This is a genomic window from Micromonospora fluostatini (genome assembly GCF_050410825.1).
Lineage (GTDB): Bacteria > Actinomycetota > Actinomycetes > Mycobacteriales > Micromonosporaceae > Micromonospora > Micromonospora rosaria.
This window is the reverse complement of the sequence record NZ_CP191251.1, coordinates 7,215,268-7,238,543: the sequence shown is the minus strand read 5'-3', so window position 1 is coordinate 7,238,543 and position 23,276 is coordinate 7,215,268. Positions and strand designations below refer to the sequence as shown.

The following is a 23,276-nucleotide window of genomic DNA, read 5'->3' as shown; positions in this document are numbered from 1 at the left end:
GCGTCGAACCGGCGCGGAGCGGGGTGTCCCGGAGCAGGTCAGAACGGCCGCGCCGGGTCGCGCCGGCGCGGGTCAGGCCCGCCGCAGCACCCCGGCGCCCAGCAGTCCACGGAGCAGGGTCACCCCCGCCGCCTCGGCCAGGCCGAGCTGCCGGGCGGTCCGTGGTGTGGACCCGTCGGCCAGCCAGGCGGCGACCGGCTCGGCGGCCGGCGGGTCGAGCAGCAGCGCGCTGTCGGCCAGGTGCAGCCGCAGCCGCCCGTCGGGCAGCTGGTCGGTCCCGCAGACCGCCTCCGGCACCGGCCGCAGCGGGGTGTCCGGGCCGAGCGGGGCGCCCAGCACCGTCTCCACCGGCCGGCGTTCCGGCTCCAGGAAGTACCGCCGCCACCGCCCCGCCAGCCGGTCGGCGGTCGCGTCCCGGTCCAGGTCGCCGAGGGCCGCCGCCAGCAGGTCGACCACCTCGGCGACCACCTCCCGGCGTAGCTGCGGGTCCTGGCCGAAGCCCCACGGCAGGTCCCGGCGGAACCGCTCGTCGCCGTCGAGGGTACGGACCAGTTCGGTGGCCACCCAGTACGGCGTGAGCGGCGGCAGCGACAGGCTCAGGTGCAGCGAGTGCTCGTCGGTGGCGAAGCCGTTGTGGATCCAGCCGCGCGGCACCCAGAGCACGTCGCCGGGGCGCAGCACCGCCTCCAGCACCGGCTCGGCGAACTGCCGCCGGTGCTCGTCGGTGACCATGGCCGCCCGGAACGGCTGGTGTTCCAGCGGGTCGGTGACGATCGGCGGGCTGAGCTGCCAGGTCTTGCTGCCGGCGGTCTGCGCGATCAGCACCGAGTGGGTGTCGTGGTGGTGGGCGAAGCCCTGCGCCCCGGCCGGCGTCAGGTAGGCGTTCGCCTGCACCGGCACCCCGACCTCCCGGCTGAGCTGCCGGCACAGCCGGCCCACCGGCGGCCAGGTGCGGTGCAGCGACTCCAGCACCAGCGTCGCCCCCCGGTCGAGCAGCGCGGTCAGCTCGGCCGGCCGGACCACGTCGGAGAAGCCGGGCTGGGTGGGGCGCTGCCCCCAGGTGTACGCGGTGGCCGGTTGCCGCTGGCCGCCGAGCACCACGCTGAGCATGCTGGCCCGCAGCGACCCCTCGGCGAGCAGGGTGTCCACCGAGGCCAGCGGGAGCAGCTCGGTCACCGGCTCCGGCGGCTGGTGCCAGACGACCGGCTCGGTCGGCGGGTGCGCGCGGAACTTCTCCGGGTCCGGCACGAGCCGGGCGAGCACGGACGACATGGGTTCCTCCTTCGAATGCGGCCGGCGGCGGGTCGGGTTCGGCGGCGGGACCGGTCGCGGAGAGCGGCCGGTCAGGCCGGTACCGGCTCGGCGGGGGCGGGGGCGCGGGCCAGTTCGGCCCGGATCGGCCGGGCCAGCGACAGCCCCGCGCAGCCGAGCAGGCAGCAGGTGATCAGGGCGTACGCCGCCGACGGGCCGGCGGCCTGCCACACCGCGCCGACGACGACGGAGCCGAACGGGTAGAGCAGGGAGCCGACGAGCAGCATCGCGCTCTGGGTACGGCCCATCACCTCGTCCGGGACGATCCGGTACATCCGGGCGGTGAGCAGCACCACCAGCACCGGTCCGACCGCCGAGAGCAGGGCCAGGCAGGCGACGGTGACGGTCACGTCGGGGCGGACCGCGACGGCGGTGGTGAGCAGGACGGCGACCACCCCGGCCGCGAGCAGCACCGGGTACGGCCGGTCGCCGGCCAGCCGGGGCGCGGCCAGCGCGCCGAGCAGCGCTCCGGCGGAGACGGCGGCGGTGGCCGCCCCGATCACGGTGCCCGAGGTGCCGGCGGACTCCAGCAGCGGCACGATGCCGAAGAAGGCCCCGGCGGTCGCGAAGTTGAGCAGCGCGGCCCAGAGGGTCATGGTGCGCAGGAACCGGTGCCGCACCACGAAGCGCAGCCCGGAGCGGATGCCGGCGAGCATCCCGTCGGCGGTCGCCGCCGCCCCGCCGCCGAGCGGGGTGGTGATCCGGACGGTGAGCCAGGCGCAGGCGAGGAAGGTCACCCCGTCGAGCAGGAACGGCAGCCAGGGGGCGACCGCCCACAGCGCCCCGCCGACGATCGGCCCGGCCATCCCGGCCGCGTAGCTGCGCGCCTCGTTCAGCGCCACGGCCGGGGTCAGTTCGTGGTCGTCGACCAGCCGGCGCAGGGCCGCCCCGGCCGCCGGGTTGTAGATCGCGCTGACCAGCCCGTCGAGCACCCCGACGGCGACCAGCATCCACAACTGCGCCTGCCCGAGCAGGAGCAGCACGGCCGGGGCGGTCCAGATCGCCGCCTTGGCCACGTCCACCGCGACCATCACGGTCCGGCGGTCCCAGCGGTCGGCGAGCACCCCGGCGGGCAGCCGGGCGGCGTTGAGGGTGACCAGGCGGACGGTGCTGACCAGCCCGGCGGCCCAGAGCGAGCCGGTGAGCGTGAGCACCATCAGCGGCAGGGTGACGTCCCCGGTCCGGCTGCCGAACTGGGACAACGCCTGCCCCCACCAGTACCGGGCGAAGTCCGGCCGGGCACGCAGCAGGGACAGGCGGCCGGTCACGGCAGGTCGGCCCAGCGTTTGCCGATGATCTCGGCGGTCCGGGCCGGTTGGGGCATCGGCCGGCTCTCCGCGAAGCTGCGGTCGAACATCCGGTACGCCTCCTCCCGTTCCGGGGAGACCACGGTGTGGCCGAGGTCGCGCAGCCGGTCCACCGCGTCCCGGGTGGTCTCCGCCGACCACATCACCGGGTCGGTGTGCGGGAAGAACAACGCCGGGTCCGGGTGGGCGAGCAGCGCGGTCAGGGCCGGTGTCGAGGCGAGCCCGAGGGCGGCGCAGACCAGGAAGTTGGTGGTCGCCGGGCAGACCACCAGCAGCCGGGCGGTCCGGCCGAAGCCGACCGGGTTGAACCGCCGGTCGCCGGGCTCGACCACCTCGTCGGCGAGCCAGCGCAGCGCGTCCGGGTTGACGAAGCCGAGCGCCGAGCGGGTCAGCAGCAGCCGGACCGGGGCGTCCACCACCCGCCGCCACGCGGCCAGGTGCGCCGGCAGGCCGAGCGCCCCGCTGGCCCCGGTGCAGACCACCCCGAGATGGGTACGCTCACCGGCCATCGCGCACCCCCGGCAGCGGGCGGCCGTACCGCAGGTCGGCGGTGGGCGTACCGTCGGCGAGCCGGCGCAGGAACAGGGCCACCCCGGCCGCTCCGGTGGCCACGTCGGCGCTGTACCGCACCAGGCCGGAACCCGGCACGGCGACCCCGTCGGGGCCCCGGCGGCACACCGCGCAGATCGCCGCGACCAGGGGTTCCAGTGCGGCGTCGACCTGCGGCTCGGCGGGCAGCACCGCCCGCACGTCGAGCAGCATCTCGCCGATGCTGGCACCGCCGGTGAAGAGTCCGGGTTGGACGGTGACCGGGGTGACCAGGCCCCGGACCATCCGGGGCAGCAGCTCGCGCAGCCGCTCGTCCCCGGTGGCGGCGAGCAGCGCGGTGACCGCCATCGCCACCCCGGAGCCGCCCCGGGAGTAGTACGGCTCGTAGGCGACCCCGCCGACGTGGGCGTTGTACCCGAGGCCGCCACAGGCGCGGACCTGTCCCCGGTCGAGGTCGTGGCCGAGCGCGCGGCGGGCGGTCCGCAGGTGCTGGCGCTGCCCGGTGGCGACGGCGAGGGCGGTGAGGAAGCCGGCGACGCCGGAGGAGCCGTACAGGTAGCCGATCGAGCGGGCGGTGCCGGCCTTCGGCGCCCACCACAGCCCGGAGCCGTCGTCCTCGGCCTCGCGGCGCAGCGTGGTCGCCACGGCCTGGGCCCGGTCGAGGTACGCCGGGTCGCCGGTGAGGTCGGCGGCGGCGAGCAGGGCCAGCCCGATGCCGGCCCGGCCGGTGGCCACGTCGGCAGGCAGGTCGGGGTCCCGGACGGCCCGGACGGCGGCCGATTCGAGCAGGTCGGCGGCGCGCTCCGGGGCGCCGAGTTCGAGCAGCGCGACGCCGATGCCGGCCGCCCCGACGTACAGGCCGGGGGGCAGCGGGCGGCCCGCGTCGAGGCGGCGGTGCACCCAGGCGAGGTGGTCGGGGTCGACGCCGCCGTCGAGGTGCCGCAGCGCGCGCAGCACGCCGGTGGCGCCCCAGGCGACGGAGAGCGGGTTGGTCCGGAACAGTTCCGGGTCGGCCGGGAAGAGCCGGTCGGCGCGGTCCGGGGTGGCGCCGGCCCGGATGTGCCGGGCGATGTCGGCGGCCACCCGGCCGGGGTCCCCCGGGTCGACCGCTTCGGCGGCGTCGCCGGCCGGCCCGGCGGTCGAGGCGTCCCCGGCCGGCCCTGCGGTCGAGGCCCGGGGGCCGGACCCGGTGCCGCTCCCGGCGGTGGGTGCCGGGCCGGGGCGGGTGGTGGCGGGGCGGATGCCGGGGACGCCGCGTTCCAGCGCGGCCAGCAGCGAATCGGTGTCCCAGCCGACGAGCCGGCCGGCGTGCGCGATGCTCCGCCCCGCCGCCGCCGGGTCCAGCCCGAACAGCGAGTTGCGCGGGGCGATGCAGGCGGCCTCGACGGCGGCGACGGCGAACCGCAGCCACTGCTCGTGGTCGGACCAGGCGGGCGAGTCGGGTGCCGGGGCGAAGCCGGCGGTGCGCTGGTACCGGTGCGGGTCGCTGCCCACCTCCCGGCCGGACTCGAAGTCGATGAGTCGCAGGCTGTCGTCGCCGTCGACGATGATGTTGCTCAGCGAGACGTCGTTGTAGACCACGCCGTGGTCGAGGCAGGCGTCCAGGGCGGCCCGCAACTGGGCGAGCAGCGACGCGACCCGGGACCGGTACGTGGCGTGGGTGCCGGCGTCGCGGTGTCCCTGGGCCAGCGGCTGGTTGCGGCCGAGCCAGACCTGGAGGGTGATCCCCGGCATCCGTTCCTGCACGAGGAAGGTGTGCTCCCAGACCGTGGCCAGTTCCAGGGCGCGCGGGGCGACCCCGGTGCCGGCCAGCTTCTCCAGGTACCGGTGCTCCCGGTGCAGCCGCTCGACGGCGTCGGAGCCGTCCGGCGCGATCGCGGTGTGCGGGCGGGCCTCCTTGATCACCACGTCCCGGCCGTCCGGGCCGGTCGCCGCGTACACCCCGCCGGCGGTGGTGTGCCGCAGCACGCCGGTGATCCGGTACCGGCGCAGCAGGTCCGAGCCGGCGGCCGGGTCGTCGGCCTCGGCCGGGGGGAAGGGGTCGTCGCCGGCCCACGGCGGCGGGGCGAACCGGGGCGCCCGGTCGTCCTGCCAGACGGTCCCGTCCGGGCCGGTGACCTCGGCGGTGGCGTGGCCGTCGGCGTCGATGCCGCCGCCGGAGCGGAAGGTGCCGTACCGGTAGTGCACGACGCGGCTGTCCCGGTACCGACGGTCGCTGAGGATGTACGGGCCGTCGAAACCGGCCAGCCGCCGGGCGAGCCGGTCGGCGAGGCGCAGCGCGTGCGCGGTCGACTCGGGGTAGACGGTGACGGCCTTGCCCGCCCCGCCCCGGGGCCACCAGCGGGCGACCTGGGACAGGGCGAGGGCCGAGTCCCGGACGCACTTGAAGTTGAACGCCTCGACCTCGTACTCGTCGACGACGGCGGCGAGGACGGCGGCCACGTCGGCGGGACGGCTGGAGACGTGCAGTTTCCACCCGTACGCCGGCAGGTCGGCCATCGGCCGGGGCAGGCAGCGGGCCCAGATGCCGGAGGTGTCCACCGGGGCGTCGCCACCGAGCCGGCGCTCGACGAGGGCCAGCAGGTCGTCGGCGGGCAGGCGGTGTTCGAGGCGCTCGAAGTGCAGCGGGTCGCTCACCGTGTACGCCCGCAGGGAGTCCATGAGTCGCAACGCAACCTCCGTCGGGTGGGTGGGGACGTCCTGGGGTGGCGGGGCGGACGGGGGGCGCCCGGGACCCGTCGGTAGCGCGGGTCCCGGGCGCGGCCCGTTCAGCAGGTGAAGCTGACCCCGCTGCCGTCGGTGATCGGGGCCTCGGGGAGGAACTCCGCGTCCTCGGTCTCCACGACCTGCAGCTCCAGAACCTCGTGCATCATGGCGATCTCCTTGAGTCGGTGGTGCGGGAATTCCGTCCGATCGGATGTCCACAGCCAAGCCCGCCACATCAAGATCATCAATGGTCGTACCGGAAAGGTGGGGGTTGGCCGACGAACCTGCGGGGTGCCCGCCGGGCGGGCCGCCGACCGGTACGGGACGGTTGGGGCGTGCGGCGGGACGGACCGGGGACACCCCGCATCCCCAACGGAAATGTTTTTCGTGTTCTGAACTCGTGGGTGGCGGAAAGCGTCGATCTCCGGGGTCCACCACGCCGACGCTGACCAGCGCGGACGGCGGGGCCGACGAGCCGAGCGACACCCTCCGATGGTCACCGAGCGTCACCGGCACGGTTGGACGGAGCACCGCGCCGACTGGTACGCATCTAGTCAGGACAGTCGTATCGACATCGCCGGACGTGCGGGGGCCGCCTGGCGCACGAGCTTCGTGGAGCCGCCGACGATGACGAATCCGCAGGCCCTCGTGGGCCGTACCGACGAACTGCGGCACCTGGTCGGATGTCTGCCGCACCCCGACCGGCCCGCCGGCCGCACCGCCTTCGTGCTCGGCGACGCCGGCACCGGCAAGTCACGCCTGGTGACCGAGCTGGGACGACGGGCCCGCGCCAACGGGCTGACCGTCCTCACCGGACGCAGCAGTCCCACCGCCGGCCTGGCCCCCTGCCGGCCGTACTGCGAGGCGTTCTCCGCGCTCTCCCGTACGGCCGGGATGCCCACCGACCCGGAGCTGGAGCCGCTGCGTCCGGTGCTCGGCGGGCTGGTGCCCGAGTGGGCCCGGTACGCCGAACTCGGGCCGGCCGACTCCCCGCTGGTGCTGGCCGAGGCGGTGCTGCGCCTGCTCCGGGTGGTCGGCCGGCGGCACGGCTGCCTGCTCGTGCTGGAGGACCTCCAGCACGCCGACGAGGTGACCCTCACCGTCACCGAGTACCTGGTGGACAACCTCACCGACCAGCCGGCCGCCCTGGTCGGCACGGCCCGCGCCGGTACCGGGCCCGCCGTCGACCTCGCCGAGACCGCCGGCCTGCGGCGCACCGCCCGCCTGCTGCACCTGGACCGGCTCGGCGCCCCCGAGGTCGGCCTGCTGGCCGCCCACTGGCTCGGGGTGCGACCCGACCGGGTGCCGGCGGGTGTCCTGGAGCGGCTGCACGCCGACGGCGACGGCAACCCGTTCGTGGTCGAGGAACTGCTCGGCGCGCTGCTCTCCGCCGGGGTGCTGGTCCGGCGGGGCGACCGTTGGGAGGTCACCGACGAACCCGCCCGGCTGCTGCCGCCGACCGTGGTCCGCAGCCTCGACCAGCGCCTGCGCCCCGTCCCGCCACCGGTGCACCGGGCGCTGCGCGCGGCGGCCCTGCTCGGCGCGGACTTCCCCGTCGACGTGCTGCGGGCCGCCCTGGCCGTCGACGAACCGACCGTGTGGGACCTGCTCGGCCAGGCCACCGACCACCGGTTCGTCCGGGCCGACGACGACGCCCCCGGCCGGTACCGGTTCCGGGCGGCGTTGGCCCCCGACGCGCTGCTGGCCCCCCTGACCGTCGCCGAACGGCGGGACCTGGCCGGCCGGCTCGCCGACGCGGTGCAGGCCCGGCTGCCCGACCCGGCGACACCGTGGCTGCCGTACCTGGCGACGCTGCGGTACGCCGCCGGCGACCGGGCCGGCGCCGCCGGGCTGCACGCCGAGGCGGGCCGCGCCGCGCTGGCCCGGGGCAACGCCCGGCACGGCGTCGACCAGCTCACCCGGGCGTGGGAGCTGACCGGGGACGAGCCGCCGGCCGTCCGCGCCGACCTGCTGGACGCGCTGCTGGTGGCGCTGATCGAGACGGGCGACCCGCACCGGGCGCTCGGCCTCGGTACGGCCCTCGACGGCCTGGCGGAGACCGTGCCGCCGGCCCGGCTCGCGCTGCTCCAGGCCCACCTGGCCCGCGCCGCCGGGCTCACCGGCCGGCTCCGGGACGGGCTGTCCCTGGTCCGGCTGGCCCGCCGCACCCTCCGTCCGGCCGGCGACGGGAGCCCCGCCGACCCGGCGCCGGCGCTCGCCGCGCTGGACCTCGTCGAGGCCCGGCTGCTGCACCAGTTGCCCGAGCCGGCGTCGGCGGAGCGGATCGCGGAACTCGCCGACCGCGCCGGCCGCACCGCGCGGGACCGGCACCGCCCCGACCAGCTCTGCGCCGCGCTGGAGGTGCAGGCCCTGCTGGCCGCCCGGACCGACGCCGCCCGGTCCCGGTCGGCCTTGCAGGCGATGCTGCACGAGGCCGAGCGGCACGACCTGCCGTGCTGGCGGCTGCGCTCACTGGTCCACCTCGCCACCGAGTACGCCTGGCGGGAGGGCTCCCCGGAACGGCTCCGCGCGGTCCGGGCGGAGGCCGTCCGGACCGGGCACCGGACCCTCACCGCCGACCTGGACGGCACCGCCGCGATGGTCGCGGCGCTGCACGGCGAGTACGACCGGGCCGACACCCTCGCCGAGCGGGCCCGCCGGACCGCCGAGCGCGCGGGCCACCCCGGCGTGGCCCGGTACGCCGCCCTCGCCGCCGCCGTCGCCGCCGGGCACCGGGGGCGACGCCGCGAGATGGCCGGGCACCTGGCCCGGTTCCACGACGACGGGGGCGCTCCGCCCTGGCACCTGGCGACCGCGACCGGCCTCGCCGAGGCGTGCTGCGCGGTGCTGGATGAGGACCGGCCCCGCGCCGTCGACCTGCTCGACGCGGCCCGCGCCACCGGAGCCCCGCACGCGTACGACCTCTCCGGCGGGTACGGCCTGTGGCTGCTGCTCGGCACACTGGACGGCTGGCTCGACCGGGCCGGATACCGCAGCGTCGCCGCCACACCCCAGGCCGGCCTGCGCTGGAACCGGCAGTTCGTCGCGGCGGCCGAGGCGGTCCGGGCCGGCCGGGAGGGCCGGCCGGAGCGGGCCGTCGCCGCCTTCCGGCGGGCCCTGGAGGCCGCCGGCCCCTTCCCGACGGCCCGGCACCTGCTGCTCCGGCTGGTCGGGGAGGCCGCCCTGGCCGACGGGTGGGGCCCGGCCGCCGAGTGGGTCCGCACCGCCGAGGAACACTTCCTCGACCACGGCCTGCCCGCGCCCGCCGCCGCCTGCCGGGGGCTGCTGCGCCGGGCCGGGCTCCCGGTCGCCCAACGACGGCGGGGCTGCGAACGGATCCCCCACCCGCTGCGGGTGGCCGGGGTGACCGCCCGCGAGTTCGAGGTGCTGGTGCTGCTGGCCGGGCGGCTGCGCAACGCCGAGATCGGCCGGCGGCTGTTCATCTCCGACCGGACCGTGGAGAAGCACGTCACCAACCTGCTGGTCAAGGTCGGCAAGTCGACCCGGCTGGAACTGGCCGACTTCGCCACCGCCACCGGCCTGGTCAGCGCCGCCGCCGACGGTTGACGGGCCGGACCCGCCGGGGTGCCGACGGTGCCGTCGGGCCGGCACCCGGCGGTGCCGGTGGGGCCGCCCCCGGTGCGACCGGCACCGGGGGCGGCGGGGCTCACTCGGCCAGGCGGTGCAGCTCCATCCGGCCCCGGGCGAAGGCGTCGACCCGTCCCCAGCGGCCGGGGATGTCCAGCACCTCGATCCGGCCCATGCCCACCGGCAGGCGCGGCTCGACCGCCAGGTGCCCCTCGTGCGGCTCGATGCCGAGCATGGTGCGCAGCAGCAGCATCGGGGTGCCGGTCGACCACGCCTGCGGGCTGCACGCCGTCGGGTACTCCACCGGGAACTTCGTCAGCTCGCGGCGGTAGCCGCCGAACGCCTCCGGCAGCCGCCCGTCGAAGTAGCTGGCGGCGGCGATGATCCCGTCGGCGATGGTGGCCGCCTCCTCGGCGAAGCCGTACCGGCGCAGCCCCCAGGCGATGAAGGAGTTGTCGAACGGCCAGATCGTGCCGTTGTGGTACCCGATCGGGTTGTACCGGATCTCACCCTCGGCGAGGGTACGCACCCCCCAGCCGGAGAAGAGCCGGGGACCGACCAGGTGTTCGGCGATCTTCGCCGCCCGGGACTCCTCGACGATGCCGCTCCACAGCAGGTGCCCGATGTTGGAGCTGAGCACGTCCGCCTGGCGCCCGTCGGCGTCGAGGGCGAGCGCGTAGAACTCGCCGTCGGCCACCCAGAAGTCCCGGTTGAACCGCTCCTTCAGCTCGGCGGCCTCCCGTTCCAACTGGTCGGCGTAGTGCGGGTCGTCCCAGAACTCCCGGGCCAGCCGGGCCGCGCGCACCTTCGCGTCGTACGCGTACCCCTGGACCTCGCAGGTCGCCCGGGGGAAGCCCGGCAACTGCCCGTCCCGGTACGAGATGGAGTCCCAGGAGTCCTTCCAGCACTGGTTCTCCAGACCGGTGTCGGTGTTGCGCCGCTCGTACCAGATGTAGCCGTTGCCGACCAGGTCGGCGTAGTCGTCGATCCACCTCAGCGCGGCCCGGCACTCCCGTTCCAGCTCCTTGACCAGCGCGCCGTCCCCGCTCCACCGCTCGTACTCGTCGAGCAGCACCACGAAGAGCGGGGTGGCGTCCACCGAGCCGTAGTACGGCGAGTGCGGCTGCTCCTCGAACGCGGCCGTCTCGCCGTACCGGATCTCGTGCAGGATCCGGCCCGGGTCCTCCTCCCGGAAGTCGTCGAACCGGGTGCCCTGCACCGAGGCCAGGATCCGCAGCGTCGTCCTCGACAGGTCGGGGGCGAACGGCAGTACCTGCAGACAGGTGAGCAGGCTGTCCCGGCCGAACAGGGTCATGAACCAGGGCAGGCCGGCGGCCGGTACGGTCTGGCCGGGCATAGTCAGCGGGGAGAACCGCAGCGCGGCCAGGTCCACCAGGCTCCGCTGGTACGTGCGTCCCAGGTGCTCGCACTCGGAGTTGACCTTCGGCGCGGCGGCGATCCACTCCTCCAGGTCGTGCTGGAGCGCCAACCGCTCCGGACCGTGCGTCTGCACCCCCATCCGCAGGTCCCGACCCCCCGGCCCGATCGCGGCGGTCTGCACGTTGATCTCGGTCGACCACTCCTCGTTGGGTTCCAGGTGGACCGTGTACGCGAAGCCGCGCTGGTCGAAGCGGGCCGTCTCGGAGCTGGCGATCGTCGTCTCCCGCCGGAAGTTCCCCCGCCGGTAGCCCAGCCGCAGCCGGTCGGCCTCGACCTCGGTGTAGTGCTCGCCCTTCTTGTTGACGATCTCGTCCTTGACCTGGAAGAGGTCGGCGAAGTCGGAGCCGGCGTCCATCCGGATCTCCAGGTCCACCGCCCGCTCGTCGTGGTTGAGGATGGTGATGGTCTCCCGGAAGCTGGCCCCCACCGCCCGCTCCCTGATGATCGACAGCTTGGCGTCGATGTAGTGCGTCGCCAGCCCCGGCACCAGGAAGAACCGCGCCTCGTAGTACTGGAGGTCGTCGTAGGAGAGCGCGTTGAGCCGTTCCCCGTTGATGGTCAGCACCCAGCGCGACAGGAACCGCGTGTCGATGGAGAACAGCCCGGTCGGCTCGCTCGGCGTCGCCTCGATGTCCCCGGTGTCCTCCGAGACCACGAAGGTGTTGCCGTCCAGGATCCGGATCGTGTTGCTCTGCACCATCAGCCCGCCTCCCTCGCGAAGAGCCGCCGTGGTCCCCGGGAGTCCGGCGGGCCGGGGAACAACCGTTCGATCTGCACCACCAGCCGGGCGTCGCCGGTGACCGTCATGTCCCCGCGCAGCAGCGCCGCGATCCCGTCCTCCCGGCCGGCCGCCATCTGCTCGAACAACGCCGGGCTGGTCCAGACGACCGTGTCGGCGTCCCGGTCCTCCCGGCTCACCCGGATCCGCCCCCGGTCGACCTGGATCAGCCAGTGCGTGGTCTGGGCGTCCTCGTGCAGGTCGAAACGGAGAGTCCCGGAGATCTTCTCCAGCAGCGGCTCGAACCCCCGCCGGTCCAGGTCCTCGAAGAACCTGGTGGTCGCGTCCACCATTGGTCCACCCCCTACGGCGTCGGGGAACGGGTCCCCGCCGTGAGCGGGCCCAACCTCACCCGCTCGGGGTGAGCCCGATCGGCCCTCGGACCCCGTGGGGACGACGGTCGCCACGGAGCGCGGCACGCACGCGCCGGCCCCCGCGTGGGCGGGGGCCGGCGGTCCGCGGCGGACGGGCTCAGTTGTTCGGGTCGTCGGCGCTGATGTCCGCCAGCACCGACTGCGGTTCGCGTTCCACCGCGAGGTCACCCATGGACACCAGCCCCACCAGGCGGCCGTCGTCGACGACCGGCAACCGGCGTACCGCGTAGGTACGCATCAGGTCGGCGGCGGAGACCGCGTCGTCGTACGGGCTCACGGTGATCACGTCCCGGCTGACGACCTGGTTGAGCCGGGTGCTCTCCGGATCCAACTGCTCCGCGACCCCTCTGACCGTGATGTCCCGGTCGGTGATGATGCCGGCCACGCCGCCGTCGGCGGTCACCACCACGTCACCGATCGCACTGTCCCGCATCACCCGCGCGGCGGCGACCAGCGTGTCGTTGCCGTCCATCGTCACCAACCGGGTCGTCATGAACTCTCCGACCGTCGTCATGGTGCTCCCCTCTCGGTGTCGGCAACCCGCCGTCTACCCGGACGCCCCGAGGGGTAACACGCGGCGCGACGGCCGTCGGCGGATCCGTCCCGGCGGGGTGGCGCGACGGGACGGCCGGCGAGGGATGGTCAGCCGCGCGACGGCAGGCCGTACAGGCGCTCGACGTGCAGCCGCAGCACCAGCCGGCGGTCGGCGACCATGGCCCGGCGGTAGTCGTCCCAGTCCGAGTGCTCACCCGCCAGCGCCCGGTAGAGGTCGACCAGCTCCTCGACGGTGGCGTCGTGCGGGTCGGTCGCGGCCGGGGTCAACTCCGCCCGCCCCTCGGCCACCGCGTACGTCCAGCCGTCGTCGCTGCCGACGTGGAAGCTGGCGCGGGGGTCGCGGCGCAGGTTCGCGGTCTTGGCCCGCCCGTCGGTCACCGAGACCCGGATCACCCGCTGCTGCGGGTCGTAGCCGTACATCACCGTGGACAGTTGCGGGCGGCCGTCGCGCTTGAGCGTGGCGAGCACCCCCAACCGCTGGCCGGCGACCAACTCGGACAGGGCCTGCTGGGTCTGCTGATCCGTCACGGCGTCCTCCACCTCACGCGATCGTCCCGGCCCTCCATCCAAACACGGACGGCGGGCCGGGACGGGCAACCGCGTACAGGCAGCCCAACGGCGACCGGCGGCGGGCGGCAGCCCGACGGCGACCGGCCGCGCGGGTCAGCGGCGCTCGGCGGCGACCAGCTCGGCGAGCTGCACCGCGTTCAGCGCGGCGCCCTTGCGCAGGTTGTCGTTGGAGCAGAACAGGGCGAGGCCGTGCTCGACCGTCTCGTCGGCCCGGATCCGCCCGACGTACGTCGGGTCCTGGCCGGCGGCCTGCAACGGGGTCGGCACGTCGGCCAGCGCCACCCCGGGCGCTCCGTCGAGCAGCTCCACGGCCCGCTGCGGACTGATCGGCCGGGCGAACCGGGCGTTGATCTGGAGCGAGTGCCCGGTGAAGACCGGCACCCGGACGCAGGTGCCGGAGACCTTCAGCTCCGGCAGCTCCAGGATCTTGCGGCTCTCGTTGCGCAGCTTCTGCTCCTCGTCGGTCTCGGCCGAGCCGTCGTCGACGATCGAGCCGGCGAGCGGGAGCACGTTGAACGCGATCGGCCTGGCGAACGAGCGGGGCGCGGGGAACTCCACCGCCGTACCGTCGAAGGCCAGCCCGGTGGCGTGCTCGACGACCTTGCGGACCTGCTCGTCCAGCTCCTCGACGCCGGCCAGCCCGGCGCCGGAGACCGCCTGGTACGTCGAGACGACCAGGCTGACCAGCCCGGCCTCGGCGTGCAGCGGACGCAGCACCGGCATGGCCGCCATCGTGGTGCAGTTCGGGTTGGCGATGATGCCCTTGGGGCGTACGGCGACGGCGTGCGGGTTGACCTCGGCGACGACCAGCGGCACCTCGGGATCCATCCGGTACGCCGAGGAGTTGTCGATCACCACCGCGCCGGCCTCGGCGACCCGGGGGGCCAACTCCTTCGCCGTGCCCTTGCCGGCGGAGAAGAGCACGATGTCCAGCCCGCGGTAGTCGGCGGTGGCCGCGTCCTCCACCGGGACCTCGCCGCCCCGCCACGGCAGGGTCCGCCCCGCCGACCGGGCGGAGGCGAACAACCGCACCTGCTCCGCCGGGAACTCACGCTCCGCCAACACCTGCCGCATGACGCCACCGACCTGGCCGGTCGCGCCCACAATGCCGATCCTCATGCCCGCGAGGCTACCCAGCCCGCCGGCCACACGGGGAACGCTTTCCCACCGCCCGGACCCGCCCCGACCTGCTACGAACGGTTCGACCGCGCCGCACCGGCCGCAACGACACCCCGCACACGCCCACCGGGGCCGAAGGATCCCCCGTCACCCCCGCCCCGCACCGCAACTTCCCGCTCCACCCCGTTCCGCCCCCGCCCGCCGGCCACCTGGCCCCGAGCGACCAATATCACCCCACCCCGCCCTGCCCGCCCGTGTCGGTCGAGGGGATGTCGGCCGTGTCGGACCCGACGTCCGGCGCCGGCATCCCTGATCGACGCGGGGAGGGCAGGGGTGGGCGGGTCAGAGGGTGGGGTCGGTCAGGGGGGCGAGGCCGGCGGCGGTGAGTTCGTCGCGGATGACCGCGGCGTCACCCTCGACGACCAGGGTGAGCGCCTCCGGGTGCAGGTGGGCGGCGGCAGCGGCCGAGACCTGGTCGACGTCGGCGGCGAGCAGGTCCGCGCGCAGCCGGGCGTGGTAGTCGTCCGGCAGGTCGTGCACCACCAGGGTGGTCAGCGCCGAGGCGATCGACCGGGGGCTCTGCAACTCCACCGAGAGCTGGCCGGCCCGCCAGGAGCGCGCCACCGCCAGCTCGTCCTCGGTCACCCCACCGACCTGGGTACGGGTGATCTCGCCGACCGCCTCGACCAGGGCCGGCGCGGTGACCGCCGTCTGCACCCCGGAGCTGACCATGAACCGGCCGAACCGGCGGGACGTGCCGAACTCGCCCCGGATGCCGTACGTGTAGCCACGCACCTCGCGGATCAGGTGGTTGAGCCGGGAGGTGAACGCCCCGCCGAGCACCGTGCCGGCCAGCGTCATCGGCACGTGGTCGGGGTGTGCCCGGTGCGGGGCCGGGTGCCCGAGGCGCAGCGTGGACTGCACCGAGCCGGGCCGGTCGACCAGGATGATCCGCCGAGCAGCGCGCAGGGGCACCTCGATCGGGCCGCCCCGCTCGACCGGCCCGCCCCCGGTGCCGGCGAACGCCGCCGCGCCGAGCGCGTCCAGGTCGATCCGGTCCAGGTCACCGGCGACGACCAGGGTCCCCGGCCGGATGAACCACTCGGAGTGGAAGACGGTCACGTCGTCGACGTCCAGCCCGGCGACCGAGTCCGGGTCGCCGTACATCGGGCGGCCCCACCGGTTCTCCACGCCGAACAGGTCGGCCCGCAGCACCGCGTCGGCACGCGGGCCCGGGTTCGCCCAGTCCATCCGCAGCGCGGTGGCCTCGTCGTCGCGGACCCGCCGGACGTCGGCCGGGTCCAGCCGGGGCGTGCGGACCGCCTCGGCGAGCAGCTCGACGGCGGCGGTCAGCCGGTCCACCGGCACCTGGACGCTGACCTGGAAGGAGTCCCAGTCCAGCCCGGTCACCAGCTCGGTGCCGAGCCCCTCGACGGCCAGCGCGTACGTGGTCGCGTCCCGCTGGGCGGTCCCCTCCTCCAGGGCCTTGGCGAGCACCCCGCCGACGCCCTCCTTGCCCACCGGCTCCCGGCCGGCGCCCGCGTCGAGTAGCAGCAGCGCGACGGCGAGGTTCTGGCCGGGCAGGTGCGCGGCGACGACCTGCCCACCGGCGACGGTACGGCGGACCACCGCCGGGAACCGGTACGGGCGGGCGGTGCCCGGGCCGGGGCGGGCGGCGATCAGCGTCATGCGGTCTCCTCGGGGAGGTAGCTCAGGGTGGCCCGGTCGGCGGCGCCGAGCACCTCGGCCGCCGCCTCGGCGATCTGCTCGGCGGTCACCGCGAGCAGGGCCGGCAGCCGCTCGCCCGCCGTCGCCGGGTCGCCGAACTGGGTGGCGTACCGGCCGAGGGTGTCGGCCCGGCCGTCCACGGTGGCCATCTGCCGCCACCACGAGGTGGACAACAGCGCCTTGGCGCGGTCCAGCTCGGCGGCGGTGACCGGCACCGTGGCCAGCTCGTCGACCACCTCGGCCAGCCCGGCGGCGAGCCGCTCGGCGGTGACCCCCGGGCGGGCGGTGGCGGTGGCGATCAGCGGGGCCGGCGCGTGCGCCAGGTCCACCCCGTACGCCCCGACGAGGTCGGGCTGGGCGATCCGCTCCCCGTCGGCGAGCCGCTGGTAGAGCCGGCTGCCCCGGCCGCTGCCGAGGACCGTGGCGAGCACCGTCGCCACGTCGTACCCGGGGCTGCCGAACGGGTACGTGCGGTGCGCGACGTACACCCGGGGGGCGGGCACGTCGGCGGTGACCGTCTCCCGGACCGGCTGCCCGGTCGGGGTGACCGTCCGCCCGTCGGGGGCGGGCGGGATGTCCGCGCGGGCCGGGAGGGCGCCGAAGTACTTGTCCGCCAACGCGAAGACCTCGGCGGCGGGGGCGTCGCCGACCACGGTCAGCACCGCGTTGTTCGGCGCGTAGTAGGTCTGGTGGAACGCCTGGAAGGTGGCCAGGTCGGCGGCGTTCAGGTCGGCCATCGAGCCGATCGTGGCGTGGTGGTACGGGTGCCCCGGCGGGTAGAGCATCGGCAGCAGCCGCAGCCAGGCGTCCCCGTACGGCACGTTCTCGTACCGCTGGCGACGCTCGTTCTTCACCACGTCACGCTGGTTGTCCAGCGTCTCCTGGGTCAGCGCGGGCACCAGGCCGCCCATCCGGTCGGCCTCCAGCCAGAGCGCCAACTCCAGGTGCTCGGCGGGGACCGTCTCGAAGTAGTTGGTCCGGTCCGGGTTGGTGGTCGCGTTGAGCGAGCCGCCCGCGCCCTGGATCAGCTTCATGTGCTCGGTCTTCGCCACGTTCACCGAACCCTCGAACATCAGGTGTTCGAAGAGGTGGGCGAAGCCGCTCTGCCCCGCCGGCTCGTGCCGTGATCCCACGTCGTACCAGAGGTTCACGGCGACCGCCGGCGCGGTCCGGTCCTCGCTCACCACCACGCGCAGGCCGTTGTCCAGTCGGGTCGTCTCGATGGGCCAGGGGTAACCGCTGTCGGGCATGGCCCGACGCTATCCGATCACGGCCGCGAACGGTGTCGCGCCACCACGGCGCGGCGAACGATCGACCGCCGACACCGTCCCGACCGCCCCACGAGGCGGCGGGGTCGCATCGACCGGGTGTGCCGGCATCGACCGCCCCCGACCGGGTACCGCAGGGTCATGTCCCTGTCGAGCGTCGTCGACCGCACGGCCGCCCTCCTGACCCGCTGGCGGCGGGCCCGCCTGCTGCACCCGCGTGGTCGCTCCTTCACCGCCGAGGTGGTCGTCCGGGGGACGCCCGGTCGGCCGACCGGGGTCGCGCTCGTCGACCGCCCCGGCCGGTACCCGGCCATGGTCCGGTTCTCCCGGGGCACCCCCACCCCCGACGGCTGGCCGGACGTGCTGGGAGTGGCGGTACGGCTCTACGACGCCGACCCGGCACACCCGGTGGACCTGCTGGTCAGTTCCAGCGCGGCCGGCCCGCTGCGCCGGCACGTGCCGGTGCCCCGGCGGCGGGTCACCGGCGTGTACAGCACGATCATGGCGTACCGGGCCGGTCGCCGGCGGCTCTGGTTGGCGGTGCTGCCCGACCCCGCCTCGCCCGACCTCGGCCGGAGCCTGGCCGACGTCGACGCCGTGGTCCGGACCGGTACGCCACGGCTCCGCCTCGCCGTGGCGTCCGCCGTGGGGCCGTGGCGGGTCTTCGGCGAGGTACGCCTCGGCGACCCGCTCGACGCCGGGGTCGACGCCGCCACGGCCTTCGATCCGATCGGCCACCTGCCGGCCGGTCTGCGCGCGGCCGGCCCGCTCGCCCGGTTGCGGGAGGGGGCCTACCGGGGCTCCCGGCGGGCCCGTGGGGCCGTCACCCGCCCCGACCACCCGACCGGGCCGCCCGACCCGGCCCGGTCGGACGACCCCGCCCGGTCGGACGGCCCGGCTCAGTCGGGCGGCTCGACGGCCACCACGGTCTGATTCGAGGTACGTCGCTCCAGCACGGTGTCCGACGCGGCGTTCGGGACGTTCTCGCGCAGGTCCGACTCGGCGAGGATGGCGGCGGCCTGTGCCTGGGGGTCGTCGCTGCCGACCGCGGCCTCCTCCGGCAGCAGGTGGGCGCGGGACTCCACCCGGTTCTGGTCCTGGGGGAATTCACTCATGACACTCTCCTACCCCGCGCGCTCCACCGCCACGCGTGCGCGCGCGAACCGGCTCGCGGCCGGCGGTGGCCGGGCGCCCGCGACGGTGCTCACAATGTGGTGGGCGGGTGGGATTTCCGGGCCGGTCGGGTAGGGTGGTCCGCGTGACGCGGTCGTATCGATGGTTTAGGCAGCCGGCTTCGAAGCCGGTGACTTCACCGTGATCTGACGTCACCACACTTCGAGCCGGCTGGGCGGGGCGAGTACCCGCCCTTTCGCGTACGAGCAGCCGGCTCGTCCCGGGCGCCGGCCCTGGGCACGGTCGGCGGAAGGAACCCACCGTGACGACCCCGGACACCGATCGGGTCATCGACCAGCGGATCGACCGTGTCGTGCCGCTGACCACCCCCGCCCTGCTGCACCACCACCTGCCGCTGGACGCCCACCTGACCTCGGCCGTCGTGGCCGGTCGGCGGGCGGCCGCCCAGGTGCTGGACCGGGTCGACGACCGCCTCCTGGTGGTGGTCGGCCCCTGCTCGGTGCACGACCCGGCGGCGGCCCTGGAGTACGCGGGCCGGCTGCGGGAGGTGGCCGACCGGCTCTCCGACGACCTGCTGGTGGTGATGCGGGTCTACTTCGAGAAGCCGCGCTCCACGGTGGGCTGGAAGGGCCTGATCAACGACCCGGGGCTGGACGGCTCGGGTGACGTCAACACCGGTCTGCGGACCGCCCGCGCGCTGCTGCTCGACGTGCTGCGGCTCGGGCTGCCGGTCGGCTGCGAGTTCCTGGACCCGATCACCCCGCAGTACATCGCCGACACGGTGGTCTGGGGCGCGATCGGCGCCCGTACGGTGGAGAGCCAGGTCCACCGGCAGCTCGCCTCCGGGCTGTCCATGCCGATCGGGATGAAGAACCGTCCCGACGGCAGCATCGGCACCGCCGTCGACGCGATCCGGGCGGCCGGCGTGCCGCACGTCTTCCCCGGCATCGACGTCTCCGGTACCCCGGCGATCATGCACACCCGGGGCAACGCCGACTGCCACCTGGTGCTGCGGGGCGGCAACGACGGCCCGAACTACGACGCCGCGTCGGTGGCCGGGGCGCTGGACCTGCTGCGGGCCGCCGGGTTGCCGGAGCGGGTGGTGGTCGACGCCAGCCACGCCAACAGCGGCAAGGACCACCGCAACCAGCCGAAGGTGGTGGCGGACGTGGCCGCCCAGCTCGCCGCCGGTCAGCGGGGCATCGCCGGGATCATGCTGGAGAGCTTCCTCCAGCCCGGCCGGCAGGACCTGGACCCGACCCGCGAGCTGGAGTACGGCAAGTCCGTCACCGACGCCTGCATCGGCTGGGACACCACCACCGAGGTGCTCACCGAACTCGCCACGGCCACCCGCGCCCGCCGCGCCACGCTGCCCGCCCCCGCCTGACCGTCCGCTCCCCCGCGCACGGCCGGGAAGACGACAGCGGCCCCGGGTGGGACCCGGGGCCGCTGGTGTCGGTGTGCAGGTCGCCTCTCGGCGAGTGGCGCGACGCGGCTCCAGCCAGACGGTATTCCGCGACGGCATTTTAGGTGAGGCCCGGGGACACTGGACACACCGACACCTCGTTCAACCCCGGGCCCCCGCCCGGTGTTCCGGGCTCGACAGTGGCCCACGTCACATTCGGCGGCGGCGGTCCGGCCGGGGGCGGCGTGACGTTTGACCGGTTCGGCGACGGGTAGCCGAACCCTCGTGACCGACAGAACGCCTGTGACCGGCGGAGCACCCGGGTCCGGCAGGGAACCCGCGACCGGCGGCACCCCCGTGACGGACGACCTCCTGGCCGAGCCCACCGGGCCGGACGACCCGGCGGCGGGCCCGACGCCCGAGGTGGACGTCGACCTGGACGTACCGGAGCTGGACGTGCCGGAGGTGGACGTCGACCTGGACGTGCCGACGACCGCCCGCGCGATGAACGATCCGGCGGTCCGGCAGGACCTCGACGACCTGCTCGACGACATCTACCACGGGCAGGAGCGGATCAGTCAGGCGGAGATCCAGCGCCGGGCCGTCGCCGCCGAGCTGCCGGCCGAGCTGCTGACCCGGATCTCGGCGCTCCCCGAGGGCGAGTACGCCATGGACGAGGCGGCCGACCTGCTGGGCGGTTCGGGGGTGTGAGCCGCGCCGTCGGCCGGCCCGGGGCCGCTGACGCGGGCCGGCGGAGCCGACCCCGCCGGAGCGCCCGCCGACGCCCGGCTCCGGCCGGGCCCGGCCCAGGCGACCGGGCCCGGGTCGACGACGAGAGGACTGCGGAGATGACCGAGCGCGAGGAAGACCGACGGGACGAGCCGGCTCTCGGCCAGCCGCCCGGGGGCACGGACCCCGAGCCCGACCCCGACTTCGCCAACGAGCACGACCGCACCGCCGTCGACCGGGACGTGGTGACCGGAGCGGACGCCGACGAGCGGGAGACCGAGGCGCCCCGCGGCTGGTCCGGCATGCAGCGCTGAGCGGCCCGCGCCGGCCGGCCGGGACGCCGGGGCGCGGGCGTACGGGCTAGTCCTCGGTGTGCCGCCCGCCCTCGGCCTTCTGCTGCGCGACCGCGTACGCCATCTGGAGGAAGTCGGAGGCGGCGACGGCGGTCAGCGCCGTGGCGACCAGTCTCGTGAGCCGGGGCGCCAGCACCAGCCCGCCGGTGAACCCGGTCGCCACCCAGACGGCCAGGCAGAACGGGCAGCTCAGCAGCTCGCCGATCGCGTGGCGGGTGGAGCTGCCGGAGTCGCGTACCTGCTCCATCACCTCGCCGCTACCGATCGGCTTGTCGTACCGGGTGAACGGCGCCCGCAGCGGGCTGGTCACCGCGTCCTTGGTGAGCAGCCGGCTGAGCTTGTGGGTGGCGATCGAGAGCAGCAGCACGTCGCCGGGGGCCGGGCGGTCCGGTACGGGTCGACCGGTGAGCCGGACCAGCCCGGCCAACACGCCGGTGACCCCGGCGTAGGTGCCCATCGCCGCCAGGTACCCGCCCAGCGGCCGGTGCTCGTGTGGCGCGTACGCCTGGCGCAGCCGCGCCACCTTCTGCTTCAGGCCGCTGTCGGTCACCGGCGCGCTCCTCGGGTCTCGTGGTCGGGGTGGGATGGATGGATCGGGTGCGCCGACGCACCACGGGGGCGGTGGGCCGGGCGACCGGGCGGGTTTCGGGACGGTCCGGCTGGTGGTGCCGGGTGTGGTTGCCCCGGCGGGGTCAGCCGGCGGTCAGGTTGTCGGCCACGGTGCGGGCGAGGTTCTCCAGCGTCTCGTCGGCCAGCCCGTCCGCCGCCTCGCCCCCGGTCAGCTCCAGCCGGACCCGGGCACCACCGGCGTCGACCGGGTCGACCCGGATCTCGGCGGACCAGTCGGGCGCGCTGGCGCTGCGCCACCGGGCGTGCATCCCGTCGTCGTCCACGTCGGGGCGGTGGTCGCCGTCGGCGCGCAGCGGCTCGGGCAGCCAGGCCGACACCCGGTCCGGGTCGGTCGCCGTGTTGAAGACCACCTCGGGGGGCGCGGAGATGCCGCGCTCGGCGTACGCGGGCATCAGGCGTCCCGCAGCCGGCTCGGGTCGACCTCGCGGCCGGGGTGCCGGGCCAGGTACTCCGTCTCCAACTCGGCGGTCCGGCGCAGGTGGTTGGCCAGGGCCGAGTCGGCGGCGTGCCGCAGCGTGTCCAGCCGGGTGCGGTGCAGGCTGTGCATCTCCCGGAGCAGGTCCTCCTCGGTCAGCTCGGTGGGTTCGATGCCGAGCAGGTCACCGTCGACGGCGCGGTCGCCGTCCCACTCCGGGAGCCGCTGCTCGGGGCTGACCTCACCGATGGCACCCGTCGTGGTGCCGTCGTGGCGTGCCGGATCGCTCATGATCGGCCTCCCTGGTCTCGTCTGTCCCGGCATCTAGACGGTTGCCCACAGCGGCTGTCACCAAACCCGTCCGGGTGCCGCTCGGCCTGGCCACTACGACACGGTGTCGGAGACGCCGGAGCCGCCCGGTACCCTCGATGCCATGAAGCGGCTCTGGACACCGGCGTGGGTGGTCCGCCACGTGGCCATGGTCGTGCTGGTCGTCGCGTTCCTCGCCCTCGGCTGGTGGCAGATCAGCCGGGCCGCCAGCGGTAACACCCTGAGCTGGGCGTACGCCTTCGAGTGGCCGATCTTCGCCGGGTTCGTGGTGTTCGTCTGGTGGCGTGAGGTCCGGCTGGCGCTGCGCGGCGACGCCGCCGGGGCGGACCCGTCGGCCGGTGCCCTCGCGGACCCCTCGACCGGGGCGGACCCGCCCACCGGGGCGGACCCGCCCACCGGGGCGCCCGCCCCGGCGTCCGACCAACCGACCGGGGCGGTGGACGGTCGGCCGGCGGTCCGGCGGCCGGTACGGGCCGCCCGGGTGGCGGTGGCCGACGGCGCCGAGGACGGCGAGTTGGCCGCCTACAACCACTACCTGTCATGGTTGAACGCCAATCCGGGTGCCAAGCCCGGTGACTACCCCGGCTGAGGCCGGCTCGGAAGGACGGACGAAGGTGGGCGCAGCCCTTACCCGGTACCGCGTGATCGCCTGGATCGTGGGTGTCGTGCTGATCATGCTGGTGGTGATCGGGATGCCGTTGAAGTACGGGTTCGACAACCCGGTCGTGGTGGAGACCATCGGCCCGTCGCACGGCTTCCTCTACATGGTCTACCTGGCCGCCGCCTTCGACCTGTCCCGGCGGGCCGACTGGCCGCTCAAGCGGATGCTGGCGGTGATGCTCGCCGGCACGGTGCCGTTCGTCTCCTTCTGGGCGGAGCGCCGGGTCAGCCACTGGGTGCACGAGGCCCGGCCGGAGCGCACGCCGCAGACCGTGGCCGGCTGAGTCCACCGGACCCTCCGGCGGCCACCGACGCCGACCGGCGGAC

22 protein-coding genes are annotated in these 23,276 nt (G+C 75.2%); 7 read left to right on the top strand and 15 right to left on the bottom strand.

Features of this window, described 5'->3' with window-relative positions; genetic code table 11:
- Positions 1 to 72 precede the first annotated feature (72 nt).
- The 4 genes from ACQUFX_RS32325 to lanKC form a co-directional block, all read right to left on the bottom strand.
- Complete coding sequence (locus tag ACQUFX_RS32325; RefSeq protein ID WP_428963902.1) at positions 73 to 1,272, bottom strand: JmjC domain-containing protein; 1,200 nt, start codon at positions 1,270 to 1,272, stop codon at positions 73 to 75.
- A 71-nt stretch (positions 1,273 to 1,343) separates the two neighbouring features.
- On the bottom strand, positions 1,344 to 2,579 hold the full coding sequence (locus tag ACQUFX_RS32320) for an MFS transporter (RefSeq protein WP_428963901.1): 1,236 nt from the start codon (positions 2,577 to 2,579) through the stop codon (positions 1,344 to 1,346).
- Positions 2,576 to 3,127 carry a flavoprotein gene (locus ACQUFX_RS32315; protein ID WP_428963900.1) on the bottom strand — a complete coding sequence of 184 codons (552 nt, stop codon included), beginning with the start codon at positions 3,125 to 3,127 and terminating at the stop codon, positions 2,576 to 2,578. Before ACQUFX_RS32315 ends, ACQUFX_RS32320 begins: the two co-directional genes overlap by 4 nt.
- Positions 3,117 to 5,828 carry a class III lanthionine synthetase LanKC gene (gene lanKC, locus ACQUFX_RS32310; protein ID WP_428967148.1) on the bottom strand — a complete coding sequence of 904 codons (2,712 nt, stop codon included), beginning with the start codon at positions 5,826 to 5,828 and terminating at the stop codon, positions 3,117 to 3,119. Before lanKC ends, ACQUFX_RS32315 begins: the two co-directional genes overlap by 11 nt.
- A gap of 537 nt (positions 5,829 to 6,365) precedes the next feature.
- Here lanKC and ACQUFX_RS32305 point away from each other — a divergent pair.
- Positions 6,366 to 9,440, top strand: coding sequence for a helix-turn-helix transcriptional regulator (locus tag ACQUFX_RS32305; protein WP_428963899.1), 3,075 nt, complete (start codon positions 6,366 to 6,368; stop codon positions 9,438 to 9,440).
- A 100-nt stretch (positions 9,441 to 9,540) separates the two neighbouring features.
- On the opposite strand, the gene ACQUFX_RS32300 is transcribed toward ACQUFX_RS32305, so the two are convergent.
- The 7 genes from ACQUFX_RS32300 to ACQUFX_RS32270 all read right to left on the bottom strand — a co-directional run bounded on the left by ACQUFX_RS32300 (position 9,541) and on the right by ACQUFX_RS32270 (position 17,275).
- Positions 9,541 to 11,598, bottom strand: a complete 2,058-nt coding sequence (locus ACQUFX_RS32300) for an amylo-alpha-1,6-glucosidase (protein WP_428967147.1) — start codon at positions 11,596 to 11,598, stop codon at positions 9,541 to 9,543.
- Positions 11,599 to 11,600: 2 nt separating this feature from the next.
- Positions 11,601 to 11,972, bottom strand: a complete 372-nt coding sequence (locus ACQUFX_RS32295; protein ID WP_428963898.1) for an SCP2 sterol-binding domain-containing protein — start codon at positions 11,970 to 11,972, stop codon at positions 11,601 to 11,603.
- A 178-nt stretch (positions 11,973 to 12,150) separates the two neighbouring features.
- A complete protein-coding gene (locus ACQUFX_RS32290) occupies positions 12,151 to 12,567 on the bottom strand; it encodes a CBS domain-containing protein (RefSeq protein ID WP_428963897.1) in 417 nt (138 codons plus the stop codon).
- Between the two features lie 128 nt (positions 12,568 to 12,695).
- Positions 12,696 to 13,136, bottom strand: a complete 441-nt coding sequence (locus ACQUFX_RS32285) for a PPOX class F420-dependent oxidoreductase (RefSeq protein WP_067369397.1) — start codon at positions 13,134 to 13,136, stop codon at positions 12,696 to 12,698.
- Positions 13,137 to 13,271: 135 nt separating this feature from the next.
- Positions 13,272 to 14,297, bottom strand: coding sequence for an aspartate-semialdehyde dehydrogenase (locus ACQUFX_RS32280; protein ID WP_428963896.1), 1,026 nt, complete (start codon positions 14,295 to 14,297; stop codon positions 13,272 to 13,274).
- Between the two features lie 342 nt (positions 14,298 to 14,639).
- Positions 14,640 to 15,986: a M16 family metallopeptidase gene (locus ACQUFX_RS32275; RefSeq protein WP_428963895.1), complete on the bottom strand. Its 1,347-nt coding sequence runs from the start codon at positions 15,984 to 15,986 to the stop codon at positions 14,640 to 14,642.
- Complete coding sequence (locus tag ACQUFX_RS32270; protein ID WP_428963894.1) at positions 15,983 to 17,275, bottom strand: M16 family metallopeptidase; 1,293 nt, start codon at positions 17,273 to 17,275, stop codon at positions 15,983 to 15,985. The genes ACQUFX_RS32275 and ACQUFX_RS32270 overlap by 4 nt, the downstream gene beginning before the upstream one ends.
- Positions 17,276 to 17,434: 159 nt before the next feature.
- On the opposite strand from ACQUFX_RS32270, the gene ACQUFX_RS32265 reads away from it, so the two are divergent.
- A complete protein-coding gene (locus ACQUFX_RS32265; RefSeq protein ID WP_428963893.1) occupies positions 17,435 to 18,226 on the top strand; it encodes a phosphodiesterase in 792 nt (263 codons plus the stop codon).
- Here the strand turns inward: ACQUFX_RS32265 and ACQUFX_RS32260 are convergent.
- Positions 18,193 to 18,408, bottom strand: coding sequence for a hypothetical protein (locus tag ACQUFX_RS32260; protein ID WP_428963892.1), 216 nt, complete (start codon positions 18,406 to 18,408; stop codon positions 18,193 to 18,195). The two genes, ACQUFX_RS32265 and ACQUFX_RS32260, sit on opposite strands and share 34 nt — an antisense overlap.
- 320 nt (positions 18,409 to 18,728) lie before the next feature.
- Here ACQUFX_RS32260 and ACQUFX_RS32255 point away from each other — a divergent pair, with 320 nt between their 5' ends.
- The 3 genes from ACQUFX_RS32255 to ACQUFX_RS32245 all read left to right on the top strand — a co-directional run bounded on the left by ACQUFX_RS32255 (position 18,729) and on the right by ACQUFX_RS32245 (position 20,875).
- Positions 18,729 to 19,814, top strand: a complete 1,086-nt coding sequence (locus ACQUFX_RS32255) for a 3-deoxy-7-phosphoheptulonate synthase (protein WP_428963891.1) — start codon at positions 18,729 to 18,731, stop codon at positions 19,812 to 19,814.
- A gap of 522 nt (positions 19,815 to 20,336) precedes the next feature.
- The gene (locus tag ACQUFX_RS32250; protein WP_428967146.1) at positions 20,337 to 20,543 is read left to right on the top strand and encodes a hypothetical protein; all 207 of its coding nucleotides are present in this window, start codon (positions 20,337 to 20,339) and stop codon (positions 20,541 to 20,543) included.
- Between the two features lie 137 nt (positions 20,544 to 20,680).
- Positions 20,681 to 20,875 carry a hypothetical protein gene (locus tag ACQUFX_RS32245; RefSeq protein ID WP_428963890.1) on the top strand — a complete coding sequence of 65 codons (195 nt, stop codon included), beginning with the start codon at positions 20,681 to 20,683 and terminating at the stop codon, positions 20,873 to 20,875.
- 46 nt (positions 20,876 to 20,921) lie between these two features.
- On the opposite strand, the gene ACQUFX_RS32240 is transcribed toward ACQUFX_RS32245, so the two are convergent.
- The 3 genes from ACQUFX_RS32240 to ACQUFX_RS32230 all read right to left on the bottom strand — a co-directional run bounded on the left by ACQUFX_RS32240 (position 20,922) and on the right by ACQUFX_RS32230 (position 22,250).
- Positions 20,922 to 21,464: a DUF1360 domain-containing protein gene (locus ACQUFX_RS32240; RefSeq protein ID WP_428963889.1), complete on the bottom strand. Its 543-nt coding sequence runs from the start codon at positions 21,462 to 21,464 to the stop codon at positions 20,922 to 20,924.
- Positions 21,465 to 21,606: 142 nt separating this feature from the next.
- Entirely contained in the window at positions 21,607 to 21,936 is a 330-nt protein-coding gene (locus ACQUFX_RS32235; RefSeq protein WP_428963888.1) for an SRPBCC family protein, read from the bottom strand.
- A complete protein-coding gene (locus ACQUFX_RS32230; protein WP_428963887.1) occupies positions 21,936 to 22,250 on the bottom strand; it encodes a DUF6158 family protein in 315 nt (104 codons plus the stop codon). The genes ACQUFX_RS32235 and ACQUFX_RS32230 overlap by 1 nt, the downstream gene beginning before the upstream one ends.
- A gap of 142 nt (positions 22,251 to 22,392) precedes the next feature.
- Between ACQUFX_RS32230 and ACQUFX_RS32225 the strand changes: the two genes are divergently transcribed.
- Both ACQUFX_RS32225 and ACQUFX_RS32220 read left to right on the top strand, forming a co-directional pair.
- Complete coding sequence (locus tag ACQUFX_RS32225) at positions 22,393 to 22,878, top strand: hypothetical protein (protein WP_428963886.1); 486 nt, start codon at positions 22,393 to 22,395, stop codon at positions 22,876 to 22,878.
- A 25-nt stretch (positions 22,879 to 22,903) separates the two neighbouring features.
- Positions 22,904 to 23,233, top strand: a complete 330-nt coding sequence (locus ACQUFX_RS32220; RefSeq protein WP_428963885.1) for a DUF3817 domain-containing protein — start codon at positions 22,904 to 22,906, stop codon at positions 23,231 to 23,233.
- The last annotated feature ends 43 nt before the right edge of the window (positions 23,234 to 23,276 follow it).

Bases quoted from the DNA above. Each gene is read 5' to 3' on its own strand.
- ACQUFX_RS32325 (WP_428963902.1), bottom strand. From the start codon at position 1,272: ATGTCGTCCGTGCTCGCCCGGCTCGTGCCGGACCCGGAGAAGTTCCGC.
- ACQUFX_RS32315 (WP_428963900.1), bottom strand. From the start codon at position 3,127: ATGGCCGGTGAGCGTACCCATCTCGGGGTGGTCTGCACCGGGGCCAGC.
- lanKC (WP_428967148.1), bottom strand. From the start codon at position 5,828: ATGGACTCCCTGCGGGCGTACACGGTGAGCGACCCGCTGCACTTCGAG.
- ACQUFX_RS32305 (WP_428963899.1), top strand. From the start codon at position 6,366: ATGGTCACCGAGCGTCACCGGCACGGTTGGACGGAGCACCGCGCCGAC.
- ACQUFX_RS32295 (WP_428963898.1), bottom strand. From the start codon at position 11,972: ATGGTGGACGCGACCACCAGGTTCTTCGAGGACCTGGACCGGCGGGGG.
- ACQUFX_RS32290 (WP_428963897.1), bottom strand. From the start codon at position 12,567: ATGACGACGGTCGGAGAGTTCATGACGACCCGGTTGGTGACGATGGAC.
- ACQUFX_RS32280 (WP_428963896.1), bottom strand. From the start codon at position 14,297: ATGAGGATCGGCATTGTGGGCGCGACCGGCCAGGTCGGTGGCGTCATG.
- ACQUFX_RS32275 (WP_428963895.1), bottom strand. From the start codon at position 15,986: ATGACGCTGATCGCCGCCCGCCCCGGCCCGGGCACCGCCCGCCCGTAC.
- ACQUFX_RS32270 (WP_428963894.1), bottom strand. From the start codon at position 17,275: ATGCCCGACAGCGGTTACCCCTGGCCCATCGAGACGACCCGACTGGAC.
- ACQUFX_RS32265 (WP_428963893.1), top strand. From the start codon at position 17,435: ATGTCCCTGTCGAGCGTCGTCGACCGCACGGCCGCCCTCCTGACCCGC.
- ACQUFX_RS32260 (WP_428963892.1), bottom strand. From the start codon at position 18,408: ATGAGTGAATTCCCCCAGGACCAGAACCGGGTGGAGTCCCGCGCCCAC.
- ACQUFX_RS32250 (WP_428967146.1), top strand. From the start codon at position 20,337: ATGAACGATCCGGCGGTCCGGCAGGACCTCGACGACCTGCTCGACGAC.
- ACQUFX_RS32245 (WP_428963890.1), top strand. From the start codon at position 20,681: ATGACCGAGCGCGAGGAAGACCGACGGGACGAGCCGGCTCTCGGCCAG.
- ACQUFX_RS32235 (WP_428963888.1), bottom strand. From the start codon at position 21,936: ATGCCCGCGTACGCCGAGCGCGGCATCTCCGCGCCCCCCGAGGTGGTC.
- ACQUFX_RS32230 (WP_428963887.1), bottom strand. From the start codon at position 22,250: ATGAGCGATCCGGCACGCCACGACGGCACCACGACGGGTGCCATCGGT.
- ACQUFX_RS32225 (WP_428963886.1), top strand. From the start codon at position 22,393: ATGAAGCGGCTCTGGACACCGGCGTGGGTGGTCCGCCACGTGGCCATG.